We start from the raw sequence: 16,086 nt of genomic DNA, 5'->3' as shown, positions 1-16,086 counted from the left end.
TTAGCCGATAGCGTGACGCTCTCATCGGCACGAAGGGTACCCAAGGCTTCGAGTGGATCCGACCACGTGGTCATGACCACTCGTGTGCCGATGACCGATGGCATCGATTGAGCCATCGTTGCATTGGACAGCAGCAGGGTGAGGGGCACAAGTGCGAGTCGCAGCAAACATCGTCGATGTATTGACAGAAGCATAGTGTTCTCAGCGTTAGATAATATTTATACAATTATTGTATAGGGTAATTTTGCCATATAATAATTTTTAAGTGTGACCCTGTTAGAATGCCTGCCTTTTACGGCGGGAATCGCCCTTAATATGAGCTGTCCATTATGATCTATGACGTTGTCGTCATTGGGGCTGGCGCCGCAGGCTTGATGTGCGCAGCGCAAGCGGGCTATGCCGGAAAACGAGTCTTAGTGCTTGATCATGCTAACAAAGCGGGTAAGAAGATTCTGATGTCTGGGGGCGGCCGCTGCAACTTTACCAATCTTGGCACAACGCCACAGCACTTTTACTCGTCAAACCCCTACTTTTGTATTTCAGCGCTCAAACGTTACCGCCCTGAGCACTTTGTTGAGCTGGTAGAGCGACACGGCGTTGAGCATGTGGAGAAAACGCCGGGTCAGCTATTCTGTGCCACTTCGGCCAAAGAGATCGTTCGTACGCTGCTTACAGAGTGTGAGTGGGCGGGGGCTGATGTTAGGCTCAGTACACAGATTACCGGGGTGGAGCAGCAGGGCGCCGCCATGCGGCTATCGACCTCGATAGGTAGAATAGAGGCGGGCGTGGTGGTGGTGGCGAGCGGTGGATTGTCCATTCCGAGTATGGGCGCGACCGGATTTGGCTACGATATAGCCCGTCAATTTGGTCTTGAGGTATTTGATACGCGCCCTGGCCTAGTGCCGTTCACGCTGAGCGATACGTGGAAGGCGCGCGCTGCAGAGCTTTCAGGGGTAAGCGTGCCCGTGGCAGTAAGCGCGGGCGGCCGGCGCTTTGTGGAGCCTATGCTATTTACCCATCGCGGCTTGTCTGGCCCTGCCATGCTGCAGATATCCAGCGTCTGGCAGCCTGGTGAGCGCATTACGGTTGATCTGCTGCCCAGGGAGAATGTAGCGGCATCGCTGCGTGAGGCACGCCAGGAGACGCCCAAACGCCAGCTATCGACTTGGCTTGGCGAACGTTTTCCGAAACGTTTGGCGCAAGCGCTGCTGGAGTGGTATCCCGACCATGACCCGGCCCGGCCACTGGCCCAGTATGCTAATGCTGCACTGGATGAGTGGGCGCAAAGACTCAACGCCTGGCAATTGAAGCCAGCGGGCACCGAGGGTTGGCGTACCGCAGAGGTGACCATGGGCGGGGTAAATACCGATGCGATTTCGTCCAAAACCTTTGAGGTTAAAGGCTTGCCGCAGTTGCGCTTTATCGGAGAAGTATTGGATGTAACGGGAGAACTGGGAGGGTATAACTTTCAGTGGGCGTGGGCGAGTGGCGTCGCCTGTGGTCAATCCTGCTAGGCTAGGAAATGCGTTTCACATACATCCTAGCCCAGTACAAAAGAGTCCAGTGCAAAAAACATTAACGTTAAGTAGCCACTTTGGCTAATAACTTAAGCTTTTTGAATAGCATATAGCCCGCAAGCGCTTTTCTGCCTGCTGCCATGGCGCCGCCTGGGTGGCGCATCAGCCTGTACGCAGCAAAGCCACCGATGGCGTAGAGCGGCAGTTTGAAGCTTTGCCAGTTTCTATCCAGTGGTGAAGCGGCTTGCTGTAAAAATTCGCTATCGACCAAAATATCCACGCGCTGCTGCTCAAGCTCGGCTAACAGTAGCGCTTTGCGCTCAGCACGGCCGAGCGGCTTTGTGTGTGATTTAGCGGTGTCTGCGGATGGTTTCATCACTGGGCTCCTCAAGCAGTGCTCGGTCAGCAGCAAGCTGTTTGAGTGTTTCTTTTAACAGCGAGTGTTGTTTGGACTGGCGAATCGCAATAACCGCAAGTAGCAAACTGGCGCCTATCAACACGGCTGCGCTGATTGCAATAGCAGTGAGGCGGTAGGTATCCCAGAATAGAACCACTACTAGTGCCGTTAGCGTGGCAATCCCCAGCAACAGCAGCAGTAAACTTGCCCCTGCGAGCAGCAGTAGAACCAGTAAACGAGCACGCTCCTCCTCTAACTCAAACACCGCCAAACGCAGACGGGTTTCGCTATTGGCAATCAGCGATTTCAGTAAGCGTTTGGCGGCAGAGAAGACGCGTTGGGTTGGCCCCAAAGCCATTAGCGACGACCGAGCAGCATACCGATAACCATACCCGCTGCGGCGCCAATACCAATACTCGTCCAGGGGTTTTCATGCACATAGCGGTCGCATGCATCGGCTTGATGGGTCAGCGAATCACGGGTTTCGTCATAGATGCGTTCGCCACGTGCTTCAAGACGTGCACGGGTATCTTTCAAGCGGCGCTCGGCGCGACTACGTAGATCGTTCATCTCTCCGCTGGCATCTTTAGCGGTCGCATTGACCAGCTCTTCAACGGTTTCACTCAGGTGGCGCAGGTCATCTTTGAGTTGATCGGCTTGAGTAGAGTAAGTGGGCTGACGTTTAGCCATGGAGTCTTCCTTTGACGAGTGAATGATAGTGCTGCTACTAGCATAGCAGTCACATAGGTAGAGACAAGTAAATGCCCTTATCGGTTCAGCCCAGAGGCACTAAATAAGGGATTTAAACTAAACCCAAGGCTTAAGCGGTGCACGCGATGATCATAATCGATCATGCTTTCCCCATATCCATAGTAGTACTGTACATGCGCTCGCAAGCTGTTGAAAGCAGGCCAGCTGTAATCAATTTGGGTGCCAATATTGCCAGCACTGGGGTTGCCGCGTAACTGTCCACTCACTTCATGGTTATTATTGAGGCGCTTGGCGAGACGAATATCGCCGTATCCCATGTAGCGTTCGATATCCGGGTTGTCGTCATCCTCTGAGGATTCTGGTACCCGCCAATGGGGGGCCAGGGTGAATGCCCAGTCGCCGCGCTGGAAGGTGCTCTCAAGGTATACCCGGTTCCAGCTGCGTGAGAGAGGATCTGAGCGACCATTAGATTGGTGATTGAGGGATACTCGGTTGCGGGTATTGACCCAGCCAAGCGCCTCCCAGGCATTATCAAAATCGATAAATATTTCAGGCTCGTAGTTAGTTTCCCGAAAAGGCGACGAGGCGTCGGTATTATACGCCTGCCACCAGCTGCGCTGAGTGTAGCCGAAGTAGACGTCGCCGTAGTTACCGAACACTTGTTCAGCCAGATTAACCTTGGCGCTAAACTGGAATTTTAGCTCCACGTCGTCCACTTCGCTATCGTTAGAGATATTGCGGAAGCTTTCACGGTTTTGGTTAGTGTTAAAGCTAACCGGAAACAGGTAGTTAGTGCGGTGGGTGGTGATTGAAAACGGGTTGCGACTTGACTCCTGCTCGAGCTCACGACGCTCGTTCAAATCCTCCCGTGCAACCTCTTCAGGCAACTGTTCATACGGTAAGCCTAGTACGGCGTCTTCGGGATTCTCTATCTGCTGCAACTGTTGGTGCAGAGCATGCAGCTCAGCATTGAGGGCACGGATACGCGCCTCAATTTCCTGTTGAGACTCGGCGACGGCATTCGCACTAAAAGTAGCAAGGCTCAGTAGAACGATAAGTTTCGTCAACGGCAGTTTTCGGGTGACCATCAAGGTGACTCGCAAAATGAAGGAATAGGCAAATGCCAAGCTTGTTTCTATCACGCCGCCTGTGGAAGTCAACACCTCTGATTGCGCTGGCTATCAGAACGCCTGACAATAACCTCATTCTCCGTCTCTGCGGAGCATTTGATGTCAGCGAGGCCCCTAAGTAACGTGTTGATACGTAACGTGGTAAGAAGCGCCTGTAAGCGGAGTATAACCTGTTTGTTTCTGCTGCTCGTCATTAGCAGTAGCGCCGCATTTAATTCAGCCCACGCTGCGCTCCAGGCAAACATGCTTGACCGGGTGCCTGAACAGGCTGAACTGGCTTCAAGACTTGCTCAGTTAGAGGCTCTTGAGGAGCCTTTAACTGACCAGCAGGTCAGGGATAAAGAGGCCCTGGAAGCGGCTATCGAAGCTTATGAACGTCTGGCCTCTGTGGACGAGCGCCTTGCTGCGTTAGACACCCGGGTAGAGCAAGCTCCTGAAATGCTAGCACGCCTGCAGCGCGAGTTGAGCGAAGCTGAAGAAGCCTCCCAGCAGTTAACCGTTGCCGACTTGAGCGATCGACCGCTAGATGAGTTGGAGACGTTGCAAACCAACGCCGTGGTTGAGCTACAGCAGTTGCAAAGCCAACTGGCAGAAGTGAACTCGCAACTGCTGGCCGCTCAAACACTGCCTGAGCGTGCCCAGCAATCCATCGCGGAAACCCTCCAGCGTGCGGAAAGTTTACGCCGGCAGCACGATGAACGTGAGGCTTTGCTGGCGGATCGTCAACTCTCTGCATTAAACGATGCACGGCTTATCCAACTGCGCCTGGAGCGTGCGCTTGCCGAACGCGAAGTGAGTTTCTATCAACGCGAACTAAGCGCTAATAGTCGCCTGCGCGAACTAGCTCAGGAGCGCCGTGATGTGCTGATGGTGCAGATCGATTATCAAGAGCAGCAGCTAACCATGCTGCAAGGGGTGATTGATCGGCAGCGCCGGCTGGCTTCAGAGCAAGCCATTGCCGATGCAGCACGGGATAACCCATTAATCGCTGCTGGGCACCCGGTCGTCGTGCAAGCACAGCAAACCAATCAAACGCTTAGTTTGGAACTGCTGCGGGCAACCGACCGCGCCAACACGGTGGTTCGCGAAAATATTGAAGCCCAACGGCAGTTGGAGAACGTGCGCCAGTTACAGCGTAGCCTTAATGAACAAATTGAGGCAATACGCGGCAGCCAGCTACTGTCGCGTATTCTGCGCGAGCAGCGCAAGTCATTGCCTCCATTGGCTGCCCCACGGAATTTGCAGGACGAAATTGCCGATCTGCGCTTAAAGCAATTCGATTTAGTTCGCCAGCGCGATCAACTGCGCCAAAGCGAGCAGTTTGCCACTACGCGTTTGGCTGAGGCGGGCATTGAGGCGACGCCGGGGTTAGTCGATTCCCTTTCGCAGCTTTATCAATCGCGACGTGAGCTGGTCGAGCAACTAGAGCAGTCTTACGGCAGCTTATTAAGCGCGGCGATTGAGCTTCAGCTCAACCAGCAGCAGCTGGTAACGACAACCGTTGAGTTGCGCAAAACTATCGATGAGCAGCTTTTTTGGGTCGCCAACAGTCGGCCAATGGATCTGAATTGGGTGCGCCAACTGCCGCACAATCTTCGGCTAGAGTGGCAAGAAGGGGAGTGGCGCGCCATTTTACCCACTCGTTGGCAAGGGCTTTCCTGGGAAGTACTTAGAGGCGCACCGCTAGTGTTGTTGAGTCTGGTGCTAATGGGGTTGCGTCGCAAAATCAAGGCCCACCTGGCCACGCTGCATTCGCAGATTGGTCGGTTAAAAAGCGATACCCAGTTGCATACCCCTCGGGCGGTGCTGATGAACGCGCTGCTGGCGCTCTCTGGCCCGCTGGCCCTAGCGGGTATTGGCGTTGGGCTGCAAGGCGCGGCTGGGCCGTTAGCGAATAGCGTTGCCCCGGCGCTGCTTCAATTGGCCTTGAGTTGGGCCGTCGTCGCTTGGGGGCGCAGGCTGCTGGTCGCCGATGGGGTGGCCGAGCGCCACTTTACCTGGTCGCCACAGTACAACGCCCGGTTACGTCAGCTGTTAGGCGGGCTAGGTATCGCCCTGGTGCCGGTCATTGCCATTGCCGCGATGTCTGGAGAGATGGAAACGCCGCTAGCGCAGCGTCCTGTCGCCTTGGGGTTGTTTTCCGCTGGGTTGGTAGCAATGAGCTGGTGGTTGGCGCAACTGATACTGGCGCATATCCCCATTTTTGGTGTCCACCTGTTCCGCTTGCTATTGGGGCTGGCGATGGCCTCGGTGCCGTTGATCCTACTGGGATTGGTGGTTTGGGGTTACGAATACACCGCACTAAGATTAGTCGGACGATTCGCGATCACCCTTTACTTGCTGGGGCTATGGGTCGTGGTGGAAGCTTCGTTGGTGAGAAGTCTCGCGGTGGCCGCACGGCGGCTCGCTTATCGCCGTGCCTTGGCGCGACGTCGCGCTCAGGTGCAAGAGGGGGCGGAAGGTGGTCTTGAGGTAGTAGAAGAGCCACCGCTTGATATGGCGCAGATCAATAGTCAGTCGCTGCGGCTCTCCAAGCTGATTGTGTTGATTGGCTTCAGTGCGCTGCTTTATTTGGTCTGGTCAGACTTGCTTTCGGTGCTCGGCTATTTGGATAACGTATCATTGTGGGAAGCGCAAGAAGGGGATCTGGTCGATAACGCGCTATCGATATCCGACGTCTTTGCTGCCCTGCTGATTGTGGCTATTACGTTTATCATGGCGGGCAATTTGCCGGGTCTGTTGGAAGTGATGGTGCTCTCCCGGCTGTCATTGAAACAGGGCAGTGCCTATGCCATTAGCTCGCTGCTCTCCTACACTATCGTGGGCACCGGTATTGTTATGGGGCTGTCGACCCTGGGGGTTTCCTGGGACAAGCTTCAGTGGCTGGTGGCCGCCCTGAGTGTGGGGTTAGGGTTTGGCTTACAAGAGATTTTTGCCAACTTTATATCCGGTTTGATTATTCTGTTCGAACGGCCGATTCGTATTGGCGACACTATCACCATTGGCAATTTACACGGCACCGTTAGCCGAATCCGTATCCGTGCGACTACCGTCACCGATTTTGACCGTAAAGAGATTATTATCCCCAATAAAACCTTTGTGACCGACCAACTGATCAACTGGTCGCTGTCGGATAATATCACTCGGGTCGTGCTCACCTACGGTGTGGCCCACGGCTCCGATATGGCCAAGGTGCACCAACTATTGCGGCAGGTAGCGGATGAAAACCCTCGTGTGCTAGCCGACCCTGAACCCCAGGTTTTCTGTTTAAGCTATGGGCAGCACAGCCTCAATTTTGAGCTGCGGATTTTCGTCAACGACCTGCTTGATCGGCTGTTTGCTGCCGATGAAATCAACTGCCGTATAGATGCGCTGTTCCGTGAAGCCGGTGTACGCGTGGCGTTTGAACAGATGGATGTGTGGCTACACCCTGATCAGGGCGACGCTGTTAAAGTGCAGTCGGCGAACCAACTGCCCCCTGCATCGACGTAATGCATTTTTAAGCTCTCTTGTTCAAGCCTCTTTTACTGCGTGCAGGAGGAATTCTCGGTTGCCGTCGCCGCCGGTAATTGGGCTCTCCTGCCAGTGGTGGATGGCCAGGCCGCAGGCGTCGCAGGCGCTGCGAATATTGGTTTCCACTTCCGCAAAACGCTTTGCGTCGCGCACTACGCCGCGTTTATCCAGGGCGCCAGGCGTTAGCTCAAACTGTGGTTTGACCAGCGAAATCAACTGACCGCCCGATAGCAGCAGAGCCGCAATCTCGGGCAGAATCAGCGTTTGCGATATAAACGACACATCCATAATGGCGCTATCGAGGGGGTAAACAGAAAGTACCTTGGCCAGTGTCTCGTCGCTACTCATCGAGCGGGCATTCAACCCCTCCAGGCAGGTGACGCGTGGGTCGCCGCGCAGTTCAACTGCCAACTGCCCGTGGCCAACTTCGACACCAATCACATGGCGGGCGCCAAAACGCAGCGCGCAGTCGGTGAAGCCGCCGGTTGATTGGCCAATATCGAGCACGGTGCAGCCGTCAAATCGCAGCTCAAGCGCTGTGAGCACCGCTTCTAACTTCAATCCTGCCCGGGAGACATAGCGCTCTTCGGGATCGTCTTCTACTTCAAAACGGGTCTCTTCGGGCCATTTTTCAGACGCTTTGGTTAACGGCTTGCCGTTATCGGCAAGGCTTATTCGCCCGTGGCGAATAAGCCTTTGGGCGCGGGTACGCGAGCTGGCCAGCCCTTGGCTGACCAACAGTTGATCGAGTCGCATCATAGTGGTTGAAAGTGTCGTTAAGAGGGCCTGTTACCCTTCATCTTTGGGCGCATTGGGTAAGGATGAGTTGGAGCCTTGATCCGCCTGCAGCTCGGTAGGCGGTAAGCGTGAAGCTCCCCAGCTACGGTGCAGGTAGTGTTTAACATTCTCCACCTCTTCGCTGGTGACGTCAGCGATGTCAACGCGCTCAAGAGGATCGTAGTGATAAATATACAGCCGGGATGCAAAGCGATCGAAAGGCAGCGATGCCTCGCCAAAGCGCTCACCATTGCCTGAAGTACTCACAATGACGCCATCGCCCCAATCCTGCCCGCTATCATTGTTGGGATTATAGAAGTAAATCCGCATGACTTCCGAAGGATCGAGAGACGCCCGTAAAATGGTAATAGCGTGCCAGCCGATAAAGCGCGCCGCGCTATCAGTGACCGCAATACCCGCTGGCTGAGGGTGAATCAGCGGCTGGTTGCCATTGTAGTAGGGATGATAATAGGCGAAAAAGTGGCGTATGAAGTCGTCCACATCGCTAAGTTGGCCGGTGGCAACGTCGACATTGATGCGAAAGCCTCGGCCCGACCACCAACCGTGAAATTCAGGATTCACCCAGCGGTGTGGGTCACCTTCACGGCCAATGCAGCGCCGGCCCATTTCAGCATAAATTCGATCCAGATGGGGCACGACAATCAGCGAAACCGGGTCGAGATCGATGGGTAACTGGGTCGCCACACCTGAGAGGCTCGCCATGGATGAAATGGCTTGGCCTTCAAAATGCATAATGATTTCGTCATCTCGGGCTGCCCATGCCACCATTTGCAGCAGATAGTCTGGGTCGTTGTACGCCCACATGGAGAGTGCACGTGCCGACTGGCAGGTAGGATTGTTGCCCTGGCCAACGCCTAGCGGTAACCCCAGCATGCAGAGCACGCCTTCAATCAAGCGTGCCCGAGGAGAAACCGTGTCGCCATAGGCCAGGGTGAGTCGCGACTGTGCCCACTCGGATAGCGGCAGATTAAGTTGACGCCACATGGCGGGCGCCACCGGCGGCTGATAAAGAATGCCGCGCTCAAGCATCAGCGCCAGGCCGTAAACCGCTTGTGCGGTGGCTGGATAAACACCGCCTCGAATAAGCGCTTGAACCAGCTCGCGATAGCAGAGTAGGCAGTCGCGGCCAGTAGATGAAAGCCCCAGCGCCTCGGAGAGTAAGTGGTCACCCTCTTCGAGTAGGTGTCGCAACAGCACGGCGTGATAAGGCGATACCAAGCCGGTGTCGTGCATCGCCCGAGCGAAACCGGTAGATTCGGCCTGCAGAGCAGCCTGATCCATATGCTCTAATCGCTCGCGATAAACATCGACGCCAGGATCTTCGCGGCAGGCTTGGGTGGGCCCGTAAAGCGAGCTGACCAGACGGTCAGCGCCCTGGCCGCTCGCGCCAAGATCGATCGCCGGGTTAGCCTGACACAGGGCGATTTGGGTAATCATCTGTTTGATCGAATCAACCTGAATCGGGCGCTGTTTTAAAATACGCCAGATCTCATCAATCAGTTGATCAACAATATGTTCGTAGCCAATGCGATCGGCTAGGTGTTGGAAGAGATGGCGAGGAATGGTCGCCAGTCGCCCTTGGGTTTCCCGCTCCGCCTCGCTGGGTGGCAAGAACAGCAGCCATAAATTAATCGCCATTACCTGCGTAAGGTAGTGGTGCGCATGCTCTGCGGAGACCAGCGGGTGTTCAAAGTTACCCTTAGCGACAGCGAGGAGCCGAAGCTCGCTTAATGCCTCAATGACGACCACATTGGCATCCGCGCTTTTCAGCGAGAAGGTCGTCAGGGTCGGTACCAAATATTGGGGAGTCTCCCAGTCGGAGCCCAAAAACACACCGGAGTCCTCAAACGCTTGGGCGCGGGACTCCAGTGCTTCACAACCGCCATCCTGAAGCAACACTCGCCGCGCAGTATCCATCACGCGCGGCAGCTTGGCGGGTTTCGAGAAGGCGGGCGCCTGGTTCAGCAGGCGCACGGCCTCATCAAATTGGCTCAATAATCCATCGAGCTTGTTATCTTCTTGAGAAGACGTCACTTGATCAGTCTCCACGGTGACTCCTTATCCCAGCATTAGCGGGGATTATACATAGAAGTCGAGGTCTTCTTGGCGCTTTAATAGATCGCGAATAGTATGCGCGTCTTCGCCTTTAAAGTAGACCAGACCCCAATGAGTACCAAACGCGGTGCGTTTAGTAACGGTTTCTTCTACTGGTGAGGTTAGCTCATGAGACTCAAAGTAGGGGTGATCTTCAGTCTCTTCGGGGATTTCCAAGCGGCTGACCACACGGCGGCGCGGGTAAACGCCAAAGCAACCGGCAAAGCCTTGGGCATCGACCACTTCTTTCGGGAAAAACGTGGCCACTTCTTCTTTCGTGGCTTTCGGGTCGAACACCAGCATGGAAGCCTGGTAAGCATTGAAGCCGTAAACACGCTCTAGCAGTTCGAATACCTTGAAGCCGGGCGGACGGTAGGCCACTTCGCCAAAGTACATTTCACCATCGCTGGTGACAAAGTATTCTGGGTGGATCAAACCAAACTCAATATCGAACGCTTTAATCAGCTTCTCGATCTGTTGGGTGATCTGTTCACGGTAAATCTCGAGCTCAGGCGACGCGGGGACAAACACCGAGTAACCTAGCGTCACGTATTCAGAGATGTTCAAGAAGGCGATTTTGCCATCATGAATCCACGCTTCCACGGCAAATTCCCAGCCATCCAGGTGCGACTCCATCAACACCGGGAACTCTTCATCCGGGATGGTATCGACCTCATCAGGCGTGCGAATAACGCGGTGGCCCAGGCAGCCTGCTTTATCAAACGCTTTAAGGTGAATCGGGTCGTTGGGGTCGCCGTCCAGTTTTAGCAGCGTCTGGTTAACGCGCTTCAGGAAGCGCACTACATCGTCTTTATCGTGGGCTTCTTCAAAAATTCCCACGCGGATGCCGCCTAGTTGGGCACGACGCTTCATCAACGCTTTATCGCGCAACAGCAGTGATTGACCGTATAGGCGCGGGTTGTCCAGTAGCACCGAGTTGATCGCCCCGGCCCACTCAACGGTCTCTTCGTAGAGCGGAATGGCGACATCGACGCCTTTTTCTTTGAGTGTCTCGGCAATTTCCATCGAGCGGTCATTGAGTCGCTCAAAATTCCAAGGCACGTAGGGAATGTCGTGTTTTTGGCAATACTCTTCCGCCCAATCAGGTGCAACGACAATGTAGCGACGGTCAAAATTCTCGGCCGCTTCAATCGCATTGAGACTCCAGCCTAATAGAGCGATATAGCCCTTGTTGGGATCCTTCTGCATGTTGATGACTCCTACTTGGTGAACGAACATAATTGCCAAATCACGCTCACCACCATACACGAGGGGGGCATGCGCGGCTAATGAGCGCATTTTCCTCAGCATTAACGCTAAGCTTACTAAGGGGTGGCTTAAAGGCGCGGCGTCGAGAATATGGTAAGCTAGGCGGTTCAACTTAATGTACGAATGGCAAGAGGATTAGGCCAAGATGGCGGCCAAGCCGATCTACCGTGTGGTGGTTCACCAGCAGGGTGAAATTTGGGATTTATACGTCCGAGAGATCTTTCAAAGCGAACTCTGGGGCTTTATTGAAGTCGAGGAGTTTGTCTTTGACGATGCTTCACGGGTAGTGGTTGACCCTGCGACTGAAAAATTGCAACGAACCTTCGATGGCGTCAAGCGTAGCTACCTGCCGTTAAATGCTATTGTGCGCATTGATGAAGTAGAGCGCGAGGGGCCATTAAAGGCGGTCAAAACCGATGCCCGGGTAGCGGAGTTCCCCCGTCCCTTTCCGTTGCCTCCGCGCGGCGAAGGGTAAGCGTATGAGACAAGCGCACCGCTAAATTAGGCGATAAGCGCTGTTGGCTTCGTCCGCCTTGCAGCGTTTTTAATCAGGACATGATGTCATGCTAGTAAATAGAACTCGTTATCGAAATTATGCCGCTGCGGCTGGTCTTTTACTCACTGTTACCAGCTTCGATGCCACTGCCCAGTCCGCTAATCAGGCATGGGTGACCGATGAACTGAGCACCTATGTGCGCAGCGGCCCCACCGATGGTTATCGCATCATCGGTACGCTCAACGCAGGCGAGCAGGTTGAGGTGTTGGAGACTAGCGGTGACTACACCCGTGTGCGTAACAGCGATGGCAATGCGGTCTGGGTGTTGAGCAATGAACTTCAAGAAACACCTAGTGCGGTTGAACAGCTACCTGCGTTAGAAGCCCAGGTAGAGGAGCTCACCGCGGAGCTTGAGGGTATCAATGAAACCTGGGAGCAGCGTACGGCGTCAATGACGGAGACGTTAGAGTTGCGCGAGCGCCGCATTGCTGAGCTTGAGGCTAGCAACCAAGAATTGGATGCACAAGCAGAGCAGTCCCGCCGGCAAGTGAGGGCGCTCCAAGCGCGCCTGGAGACTCAGGAAGAAGACCTGCTGATGCGCTACTTTATGTACGGCGGCGGTGTGGCTGGCGCGGGTTTATTGGTGGGGCTGATTGTGCCGCACCTACCCCGTCGGCGTAAAAAGCGCGATCGCTGGTTCTAAGATCACCTGAAGGCAGCCGAACCATGAGCGATCAGTGGCGCAAGCGTTGGCAAGAGGGGCGTATTGGCTTTCATCTACAGCAGGCGCATCCGGCGTTGCTGCGCCATTGGGCGTCACTTGGGGTTGCTAATCGCACCAAAGTGCTGGTGCCACTGTGTGGTAAAAGCCTGGATATGCGCTGGCTGGCGGATGAAGGGCATCCAGTGCTGGGGATTGAGTTTGCACCTGAGGCGGTTGAGCAGTTTTTGGCTCAGCGCAGTACCGCCGTATCCCGCTACCATCAGGCAGGGTTTACGATTTCCCGCCAAGGTAATGTGGAGTTGTGGTGCGGGGACTTTTTTCACCTGCATATTCAGCAGGCTGCCGAGATTGGTGCATTTTACGACCGCGCCTCGCTGATAGCGCTGCCGCCAGCCACTCGGCAGCGCTATGCGTTCCACCTTGCGCAGCTAGTGCCGCCTGGGGCCAAAGGCCTGCTGATTAGTTTGTCACACCCCGATGGCAGTGCTGGGCCGCCCTATAGCGTGCCGGATAGCGAAATAGAAAGTCTGTTCACTGCCAACTTCACGCTAACGTTTCTGGAAGAGGGCACACCCGATGAGCGGGGCCGGACGGAGAGCGTATGGGCACTGGAACGACGCGGGCCACGTCTTTAGAAGCTAAAAGACGCAGCCCTTGTCTACACTGCTGTGAAAAAGAGAGGCCTAACGTGCGAGTAAACGGCCCAGTTCCGGGTCGCTAAAGGCGCGGTTCAAGCCATCACTAACTAGGTCACTGAGCATGCGTGTGTTGCTATCAGCGTCCGGTTTAAGGGCATAACCCTGGGTACGGCGTGATGTATAGGTGCCGGTATAGGTGGTGCCCTTATTTTGAGCTATCGCGCGGAAAACGCCTTCAAGGCGCGCTTCATCGACCAGTGGCTGGCCGCTGTCGCCACGGGCATAGTTGAGGCTGGCAAGTTCCAGCGTTAAGCTCGGTCGGCCTTCGGCCTGCTCCGTGGTGGGGCTAAAACCCATGTCCCGCACGGCGCGCTCGGCCTCTTCCTGCAAACGCGGAATCAGCTCATGGCTGCTCACGGTAATATGCGCCGTTGACATACCGCCGCCTGCACGGTTGCCAATAATATCGCTCTCGCGGCCATCCTGGGCAATCACAGTGACCTGCTGGCCTGAGCCTACCTGCGGCACCTCCGCGCTGCGCTGTGGGCTGAGCTGTAAGTATTGGGGGCTGGCGCAACCGGCAAGCCACGCGCTGGCAAGCAGCACACCTGAAATCCGTAAAAAGTGACGCCGAAGCATGGTCTTCCTCCGCTATGGCTAAAACGCCAGTATAACGCGGGTAGCGCGTTGGCGGTATGTTCTGGCGATGCAAGTATGCTTGGTTGCGTTCCTCAACTGATTGGAAAGAAGTAAAATAGGTTAGTGGCTTAAGCTGCTTTATGAGCATCGGGACTAACGATTAGCCATACGGAAAGCAAAACGATCAGAGATCCTGCTAAGAAACCGCTTGAAATCGTCTCGTCTAGGACTAGATAGCCCCACAGCACAGCGAAGGGTGGCACCAAGAATGTAACGGTAAGTGAGCGTAACGGCCCAATATCAGCGATCAATCTAAAATACAGAATATAGGCGAGAGAGGTGCATACAAAACCGACGGCTAGCAGGCTGATCCAAACATCACCTTGAAGCCAATCTATGCTGGGGCCAGATGAAAGGTTCCAGATCATAAAGGGGGCGAGAAAAGTGGTTGCGCCTAGTTGGCTGCCAAACGCTACTAATGTGGAATCTAGACCGCCCTGATGAGTTATCCATTTTCGGGTAAGAAAGCCCGCAAAACCGTAACCAATCGTTGCTATGATGCAGGCAGATACGCCAATGAAGATATTGCCCCCAATATTTGAATCACCCACGCTAGTAATAATGATAATGCCAGCTATGCCTAGTACTATACCTACCAGCTTTCTTAGCGATAAACCCTCACTAAAGAAATAAAAGCCAATCATGGCGCCCATTAACGGTGTTGTAGCATTCAAAATCGCTGAGTATCCAGCGGGTAGTAATGTGGCGGCTATGCTGTACATAAGAAACGGGATACCTGAGTTGATAGCGCCTAATATAAGGATCTTTGTTAATTTTCCTCTAAATTGAAGACTTTTATGAATAAACAATATAATGATCGCTAAGCCAATCAGCCCAAAGAAAACTCTAAAAAAAGCTGTATTGATTGGCCCAATCGCCGGTGGGGCTATGCGCATAAAAAGGAAGCTAGCTCCCCAGATAGCTGCTAGCGACAGTAGTCGTAGATAGTCTATTGCTCTCATCTTGTGTCCTTTTTAAAGGTTTCCTGCTAACCGTTTGCCGACAAGCGATGGTTGGCATTGTTAAGTTCTGTACTGAAAGTTGCCATGGTGGCCTTGTTTTTTTGCTCCATGGAAATTCAGTATTGGCTTTTGAGAGCATCGGAAAAACCCGTTTCTTGCTCTCCTTTAGTATTTTTAAATCTGATAAGCCATGGTTTTAGGCAATGACGGAATCGATCAACTTGGTTAGGCTTGATTGCAAATGCAGTGAAGCAGCTCAATGTGGAGATTCGTGGTTTGTGGGGGCGGGGCTTGTTGTGTGCCATGGGGCGGCTGGCGCCGCCTCCCGCGGGTGCCTCGGTATATTCGTTCCTCTCACATACTCGTTACCACGCGCTACGACGAGTGCAGGGATTGTATTTTGGGTTTATTTAATCCCTGGTGCACCCGCTAAGACGGCGCGACGAAGTGGTTCGGGGGCAAGTGGTGTCGCGCACTGGAGATGTTAAAGAGGTGTTTCTATGGATCTGTTTGAAAACGACGATATGAAGTTGATTAATCTGCTTCCGCGGGATGGTGAGGTTTACTACCACGGCAAAGTCTTGGATACACTTACTGCCGATATGTATCTGGATAAGTGTCTAAGCGAACTAAGCTGGGAGCATGATCGCGCCTTAATTTATGGCAAAGAGATTGTTACTAAACGCAAGATAGCCTGGTATGCGGATAAGCCAGTTTCCTATACTTACTCAGGGTACACAAAAATGGCATTAGTGTGGCCGGATTTTCTGCGCGAGATTAAACAGCGGGTGGAGAGAGATTGTGGAGTGGTGTTTAATTCGTGTCTAGGTAATTTTTATAGCTCAGGCGATGAGGGCATGAGCTGGCACAGTGACGCCGAAAAAGACCTGGTTGAGAGTGGATCAATCGGGGCGTTGAGCCTAGGCGGCGCAAGGAAATTCTCGTTTAAACATAGAAAAACAGGGGAGAGCGTGTCGCTCAATTTAGAGCACGGCAGTCTGTTAATTATGCAAGGTACTACACAGCAAAATTGGCTACATAGCCTGCCTAAAACCAAAAAAGATGTTGAGCCACGGGTGAGTCTAACCTTTAGGCAAATGCGCTTTTGAGATCATCTTATGAAACGCTAGCACTAGCG

Annotated in this window: 15 protein-coding genes and 1 pseudogene; 6 read left to right on the top strand and 10 right to left on the bottom strand. The window is 53.9% G+C overall.

Features of this window, described 5'->3' with window-relative positions:
- Positions 1 to 194: pseudogene (locus tag JI62_RS22910) on the bottom strand (efflux RND transporter periplasmic adaptor subunit); the annotation flags it as partial.
- A gap of 135 nt (positions 195 to 329) precedes the next feature.
- Between JI62_RS22910 and JI62_RS12065 the strand changes: the two are divergent.
- On the top strand, positions 330 to 1,514 hold the full coding sequence (locus JI62_RS12065) for an NAD(P)/FAD-dependent oxidoreductase (protein ID WP_088700403.1): 1,185 nt from the start codon (positions 330 to 332) through the stop codon (positions 1,512 to 1,514).
- Positions 1,515 to 1,581: 67 nt separating this feature from the next.
- Here the strand turns inward: JI62_RS12065 and JI62_RS12060 are convergent, their stop codons facing one another.
- The 4 genes from JI62_RS12060 to JI62_RS12045 form a co-directional block, all read right to left on the bottom strand.
- Complete coding sequence (locus JI62_RS12060; protein WP_088700402.1) at positions 1,582 to 1,893, bottom strand: YqjK family protein; 312 nt, start codon at positions 1,891 to 1,893, stop codon at positions 1,582 to 1,584.
- On the bottom strand, positions 1,868 to 2,272 hold the full coding sequence (locus JI62_RS12055) for a phage holin family protein (protein WP_088700401.1): 405 nt from the start codon (positions 2,270 to 2,272) through the stop codon (positions 1,868 to 1,870). The genes JI62_RS12060 and JI62_RS12055 overlap by 26 nt, the downstream gene beginning before the upstream one ends.
- Positions 2,272 to 2,604, bottom strand: a complete 333-nt coding sequence (locus tag JI62_RS12050) for a DUF883 family protein (RefSeq protein WP_088700400.1) — start codon at positions 2,602 to 2,604, stop codon at positions 2,272 to 2,274. The genes JI62_RS12055 and JI62_RS12050 overlap by 1 nt, the downstream gene beginning before the upstream one ends.
- 77 nt (positions 2,605 to 2,681) lie before the next feature.
- A complete protein-coding gene (locus tag JI62_RS12045) occupies positions 2,682 to 3,713 on the bottom strand; it encodes a phospholipase A (protein WP_088700429.1) in 1,032 nt (343 codons plus the stop codon).
- A gap of 222 nt (positions 3,714 to 3,935) precedes the next feature.
- On the opposite strand from JI62_RS12045, the gene mscK reads away from it, so the two are divergent.
- Positions 3,936 to 7,247 (top strand): mechanosensitive channel MscK, encoded by a 3,312-nt coding sequence (mscK, locus tag JI62_RS12040; RefSeq protein WP_425348150.1) that lies wholly within the window; start codon positions 3,936 to 3,938, stop codon positions 7,245 to 7,247.
- A gap of 21 nt (positions 7,248 to 7,268) precedes the next feature.
- Here mscK and JI62_RS12035 read toward each other — a convergent pair whose 3' ends face one another.
- From JI62_RS12035 to JI62_RS12025, 3 genes are read right to left on the bottom strand one after another with little or no spacing between them, the layout of a single operon-like run.
- Positions 7,269 to 8,027 carry a TlyA family RNA methyltransferase gene (locus JI62_RS12035; RefSeq protein WP_088700398.1) on the bottom strand — a complete coding sequence of 253 codons (759 nt, stop codon included), beginning with the start codon at positions 8,025 to 8,027 and terminating at the stop codon, positions 7,269 to 7,271.
- 30 nt (positions 8,028 to 8,057) lie between these two features.
- Positions 8,058 to 10,115, bottom strand: a complete 2,058-nt coding sequence (locus JI62_RS12030; protein ID WP_088700397.1) for a hypothetical protein — start codon at positions 10,113 to 10,115, stop codon at positions 8,058 to 8,060.
- A gap of 30 nt (positions 10,116 to 10,145) precedes the next feature.
- Entirely contained in the window at positions 10,146 to 11,369 is a 1,224-nt protein-coding gene (locus tag JI62_RS12025; protein ID WP_088700396.1) for an ATP-grasp domain-containing protein, read from the bottom strand.
- Between the two features lie 205 nt (positions 11,370 to 11,574).
- Between JI62_RS12025 and JI62_RS12020 the strand changes: the two genes are divergently transcribed.
- From JI62_RS12020 to JI62_RS12010, 3 genes are all read left to right on the top strand, one after another.
- Positions 11,575 to 11,904 (top strand): DUF1820 family protein, encoded by a 330-nt coding sequence (locus tag JI62_RS12020; RefSeq protein ID WP_007113264.1) that lies wholly within the window; start codon positions 11,575 to 11,577, stop codon positions 11,902 to 11,904.
- A gap of 88 nt (positions 11,905 to 11,992) precedes the next feature.
- Entirely contained in the window at positions 11,993 to 12,628 is a 636-nt protein-coding gene (locus JI62_RS12015) for a TIGR04211 family SH3 domain-containing protein (RefSeq protein ID WP_088700395.1), read from the top strand.
- A 23-nt stretch (positions 12,629 to 12,651) separates the two neighbouring features.
- Positions 12,652 to 13,284: a thiopurine S-methyltransferase gene (locus tag JI62_RS12010; RefSeq protein WP_088700394.1), complete on the top strand. Its 633-nt coding sequence runs from the start codon at positions 12,652 to 12,654 to the stop codon at positions 13,282 to 13,284.
- A gap of 48 nt (positions 13,285 to 13,332) precedes the next feature.
- On the opposite strand, the gene JI62_RS12005 is transcribed toward JI62_RS12010, so the two are convergent.
- Together JI62_RS12005 and JI62_RS12000 are read right to left on the bottom strand one after the other, a co-directional pair.
- Positions 13,333 to 13,926: a YajG family lipoprotein gene (locus JI62_RS12005; protein ID WP_088700393.1), complete on the bottom strand. Its 594-nt coding sequence runs from the start codon at positions 13,924 to 13,926 to the stop codon at positions 13,333 to 13,335.
- A gap of 128 nt (positions 13,927 to 14,054) precedes the next feature.
- Positions 14,055 to 14,948 (bottom strand): DMT family transporter, encoded by an 894-nt coding sequence (locus JI62_RS12000; RefSeq protein WP_088700392.1) that lies wholly within the window; start codon positions 14,946 to 14,948, stop codon positions 14,055 to 14,057.
- Positions 14,949 to 15,448: 500 nt separating this feature from the next.
- Here JI62_RS12000 and JI62_RS11995 point away from each other — a divergent pair, with 500 nt between their 5' ends.
- The gene (locus JI62_RS11995) at positions 15,449 to 16,057 is read left to right on the top strand and encodes an alpha-ketoglutarate-dependent dioxygenase AlkB family protein (RefSeq protein ID WP_088700391.1); all 609 of its coding nucleotides are present in this window, start codon (positions 15,449 to 15,451) and stop codon (positions 16,055 to 16,057) included.
- Positions 16,058 to 16,086: the final 29 nt, after the last annotated feature.

It is taken from the genome of Halomonas campaniensis (assembly GCF_002211105.1).
GTDB lineage: Bacteria > Pseudomonadota > Gammaproteobacteria > Pseudomonadales > Halomonadaceae > Vreelandella > Vreelandella campaniensis_A.
Note: the sequence above shows the minus strand (reverse complement) of the source record. Positions and strands in the feature narration are given on the sequence as shown.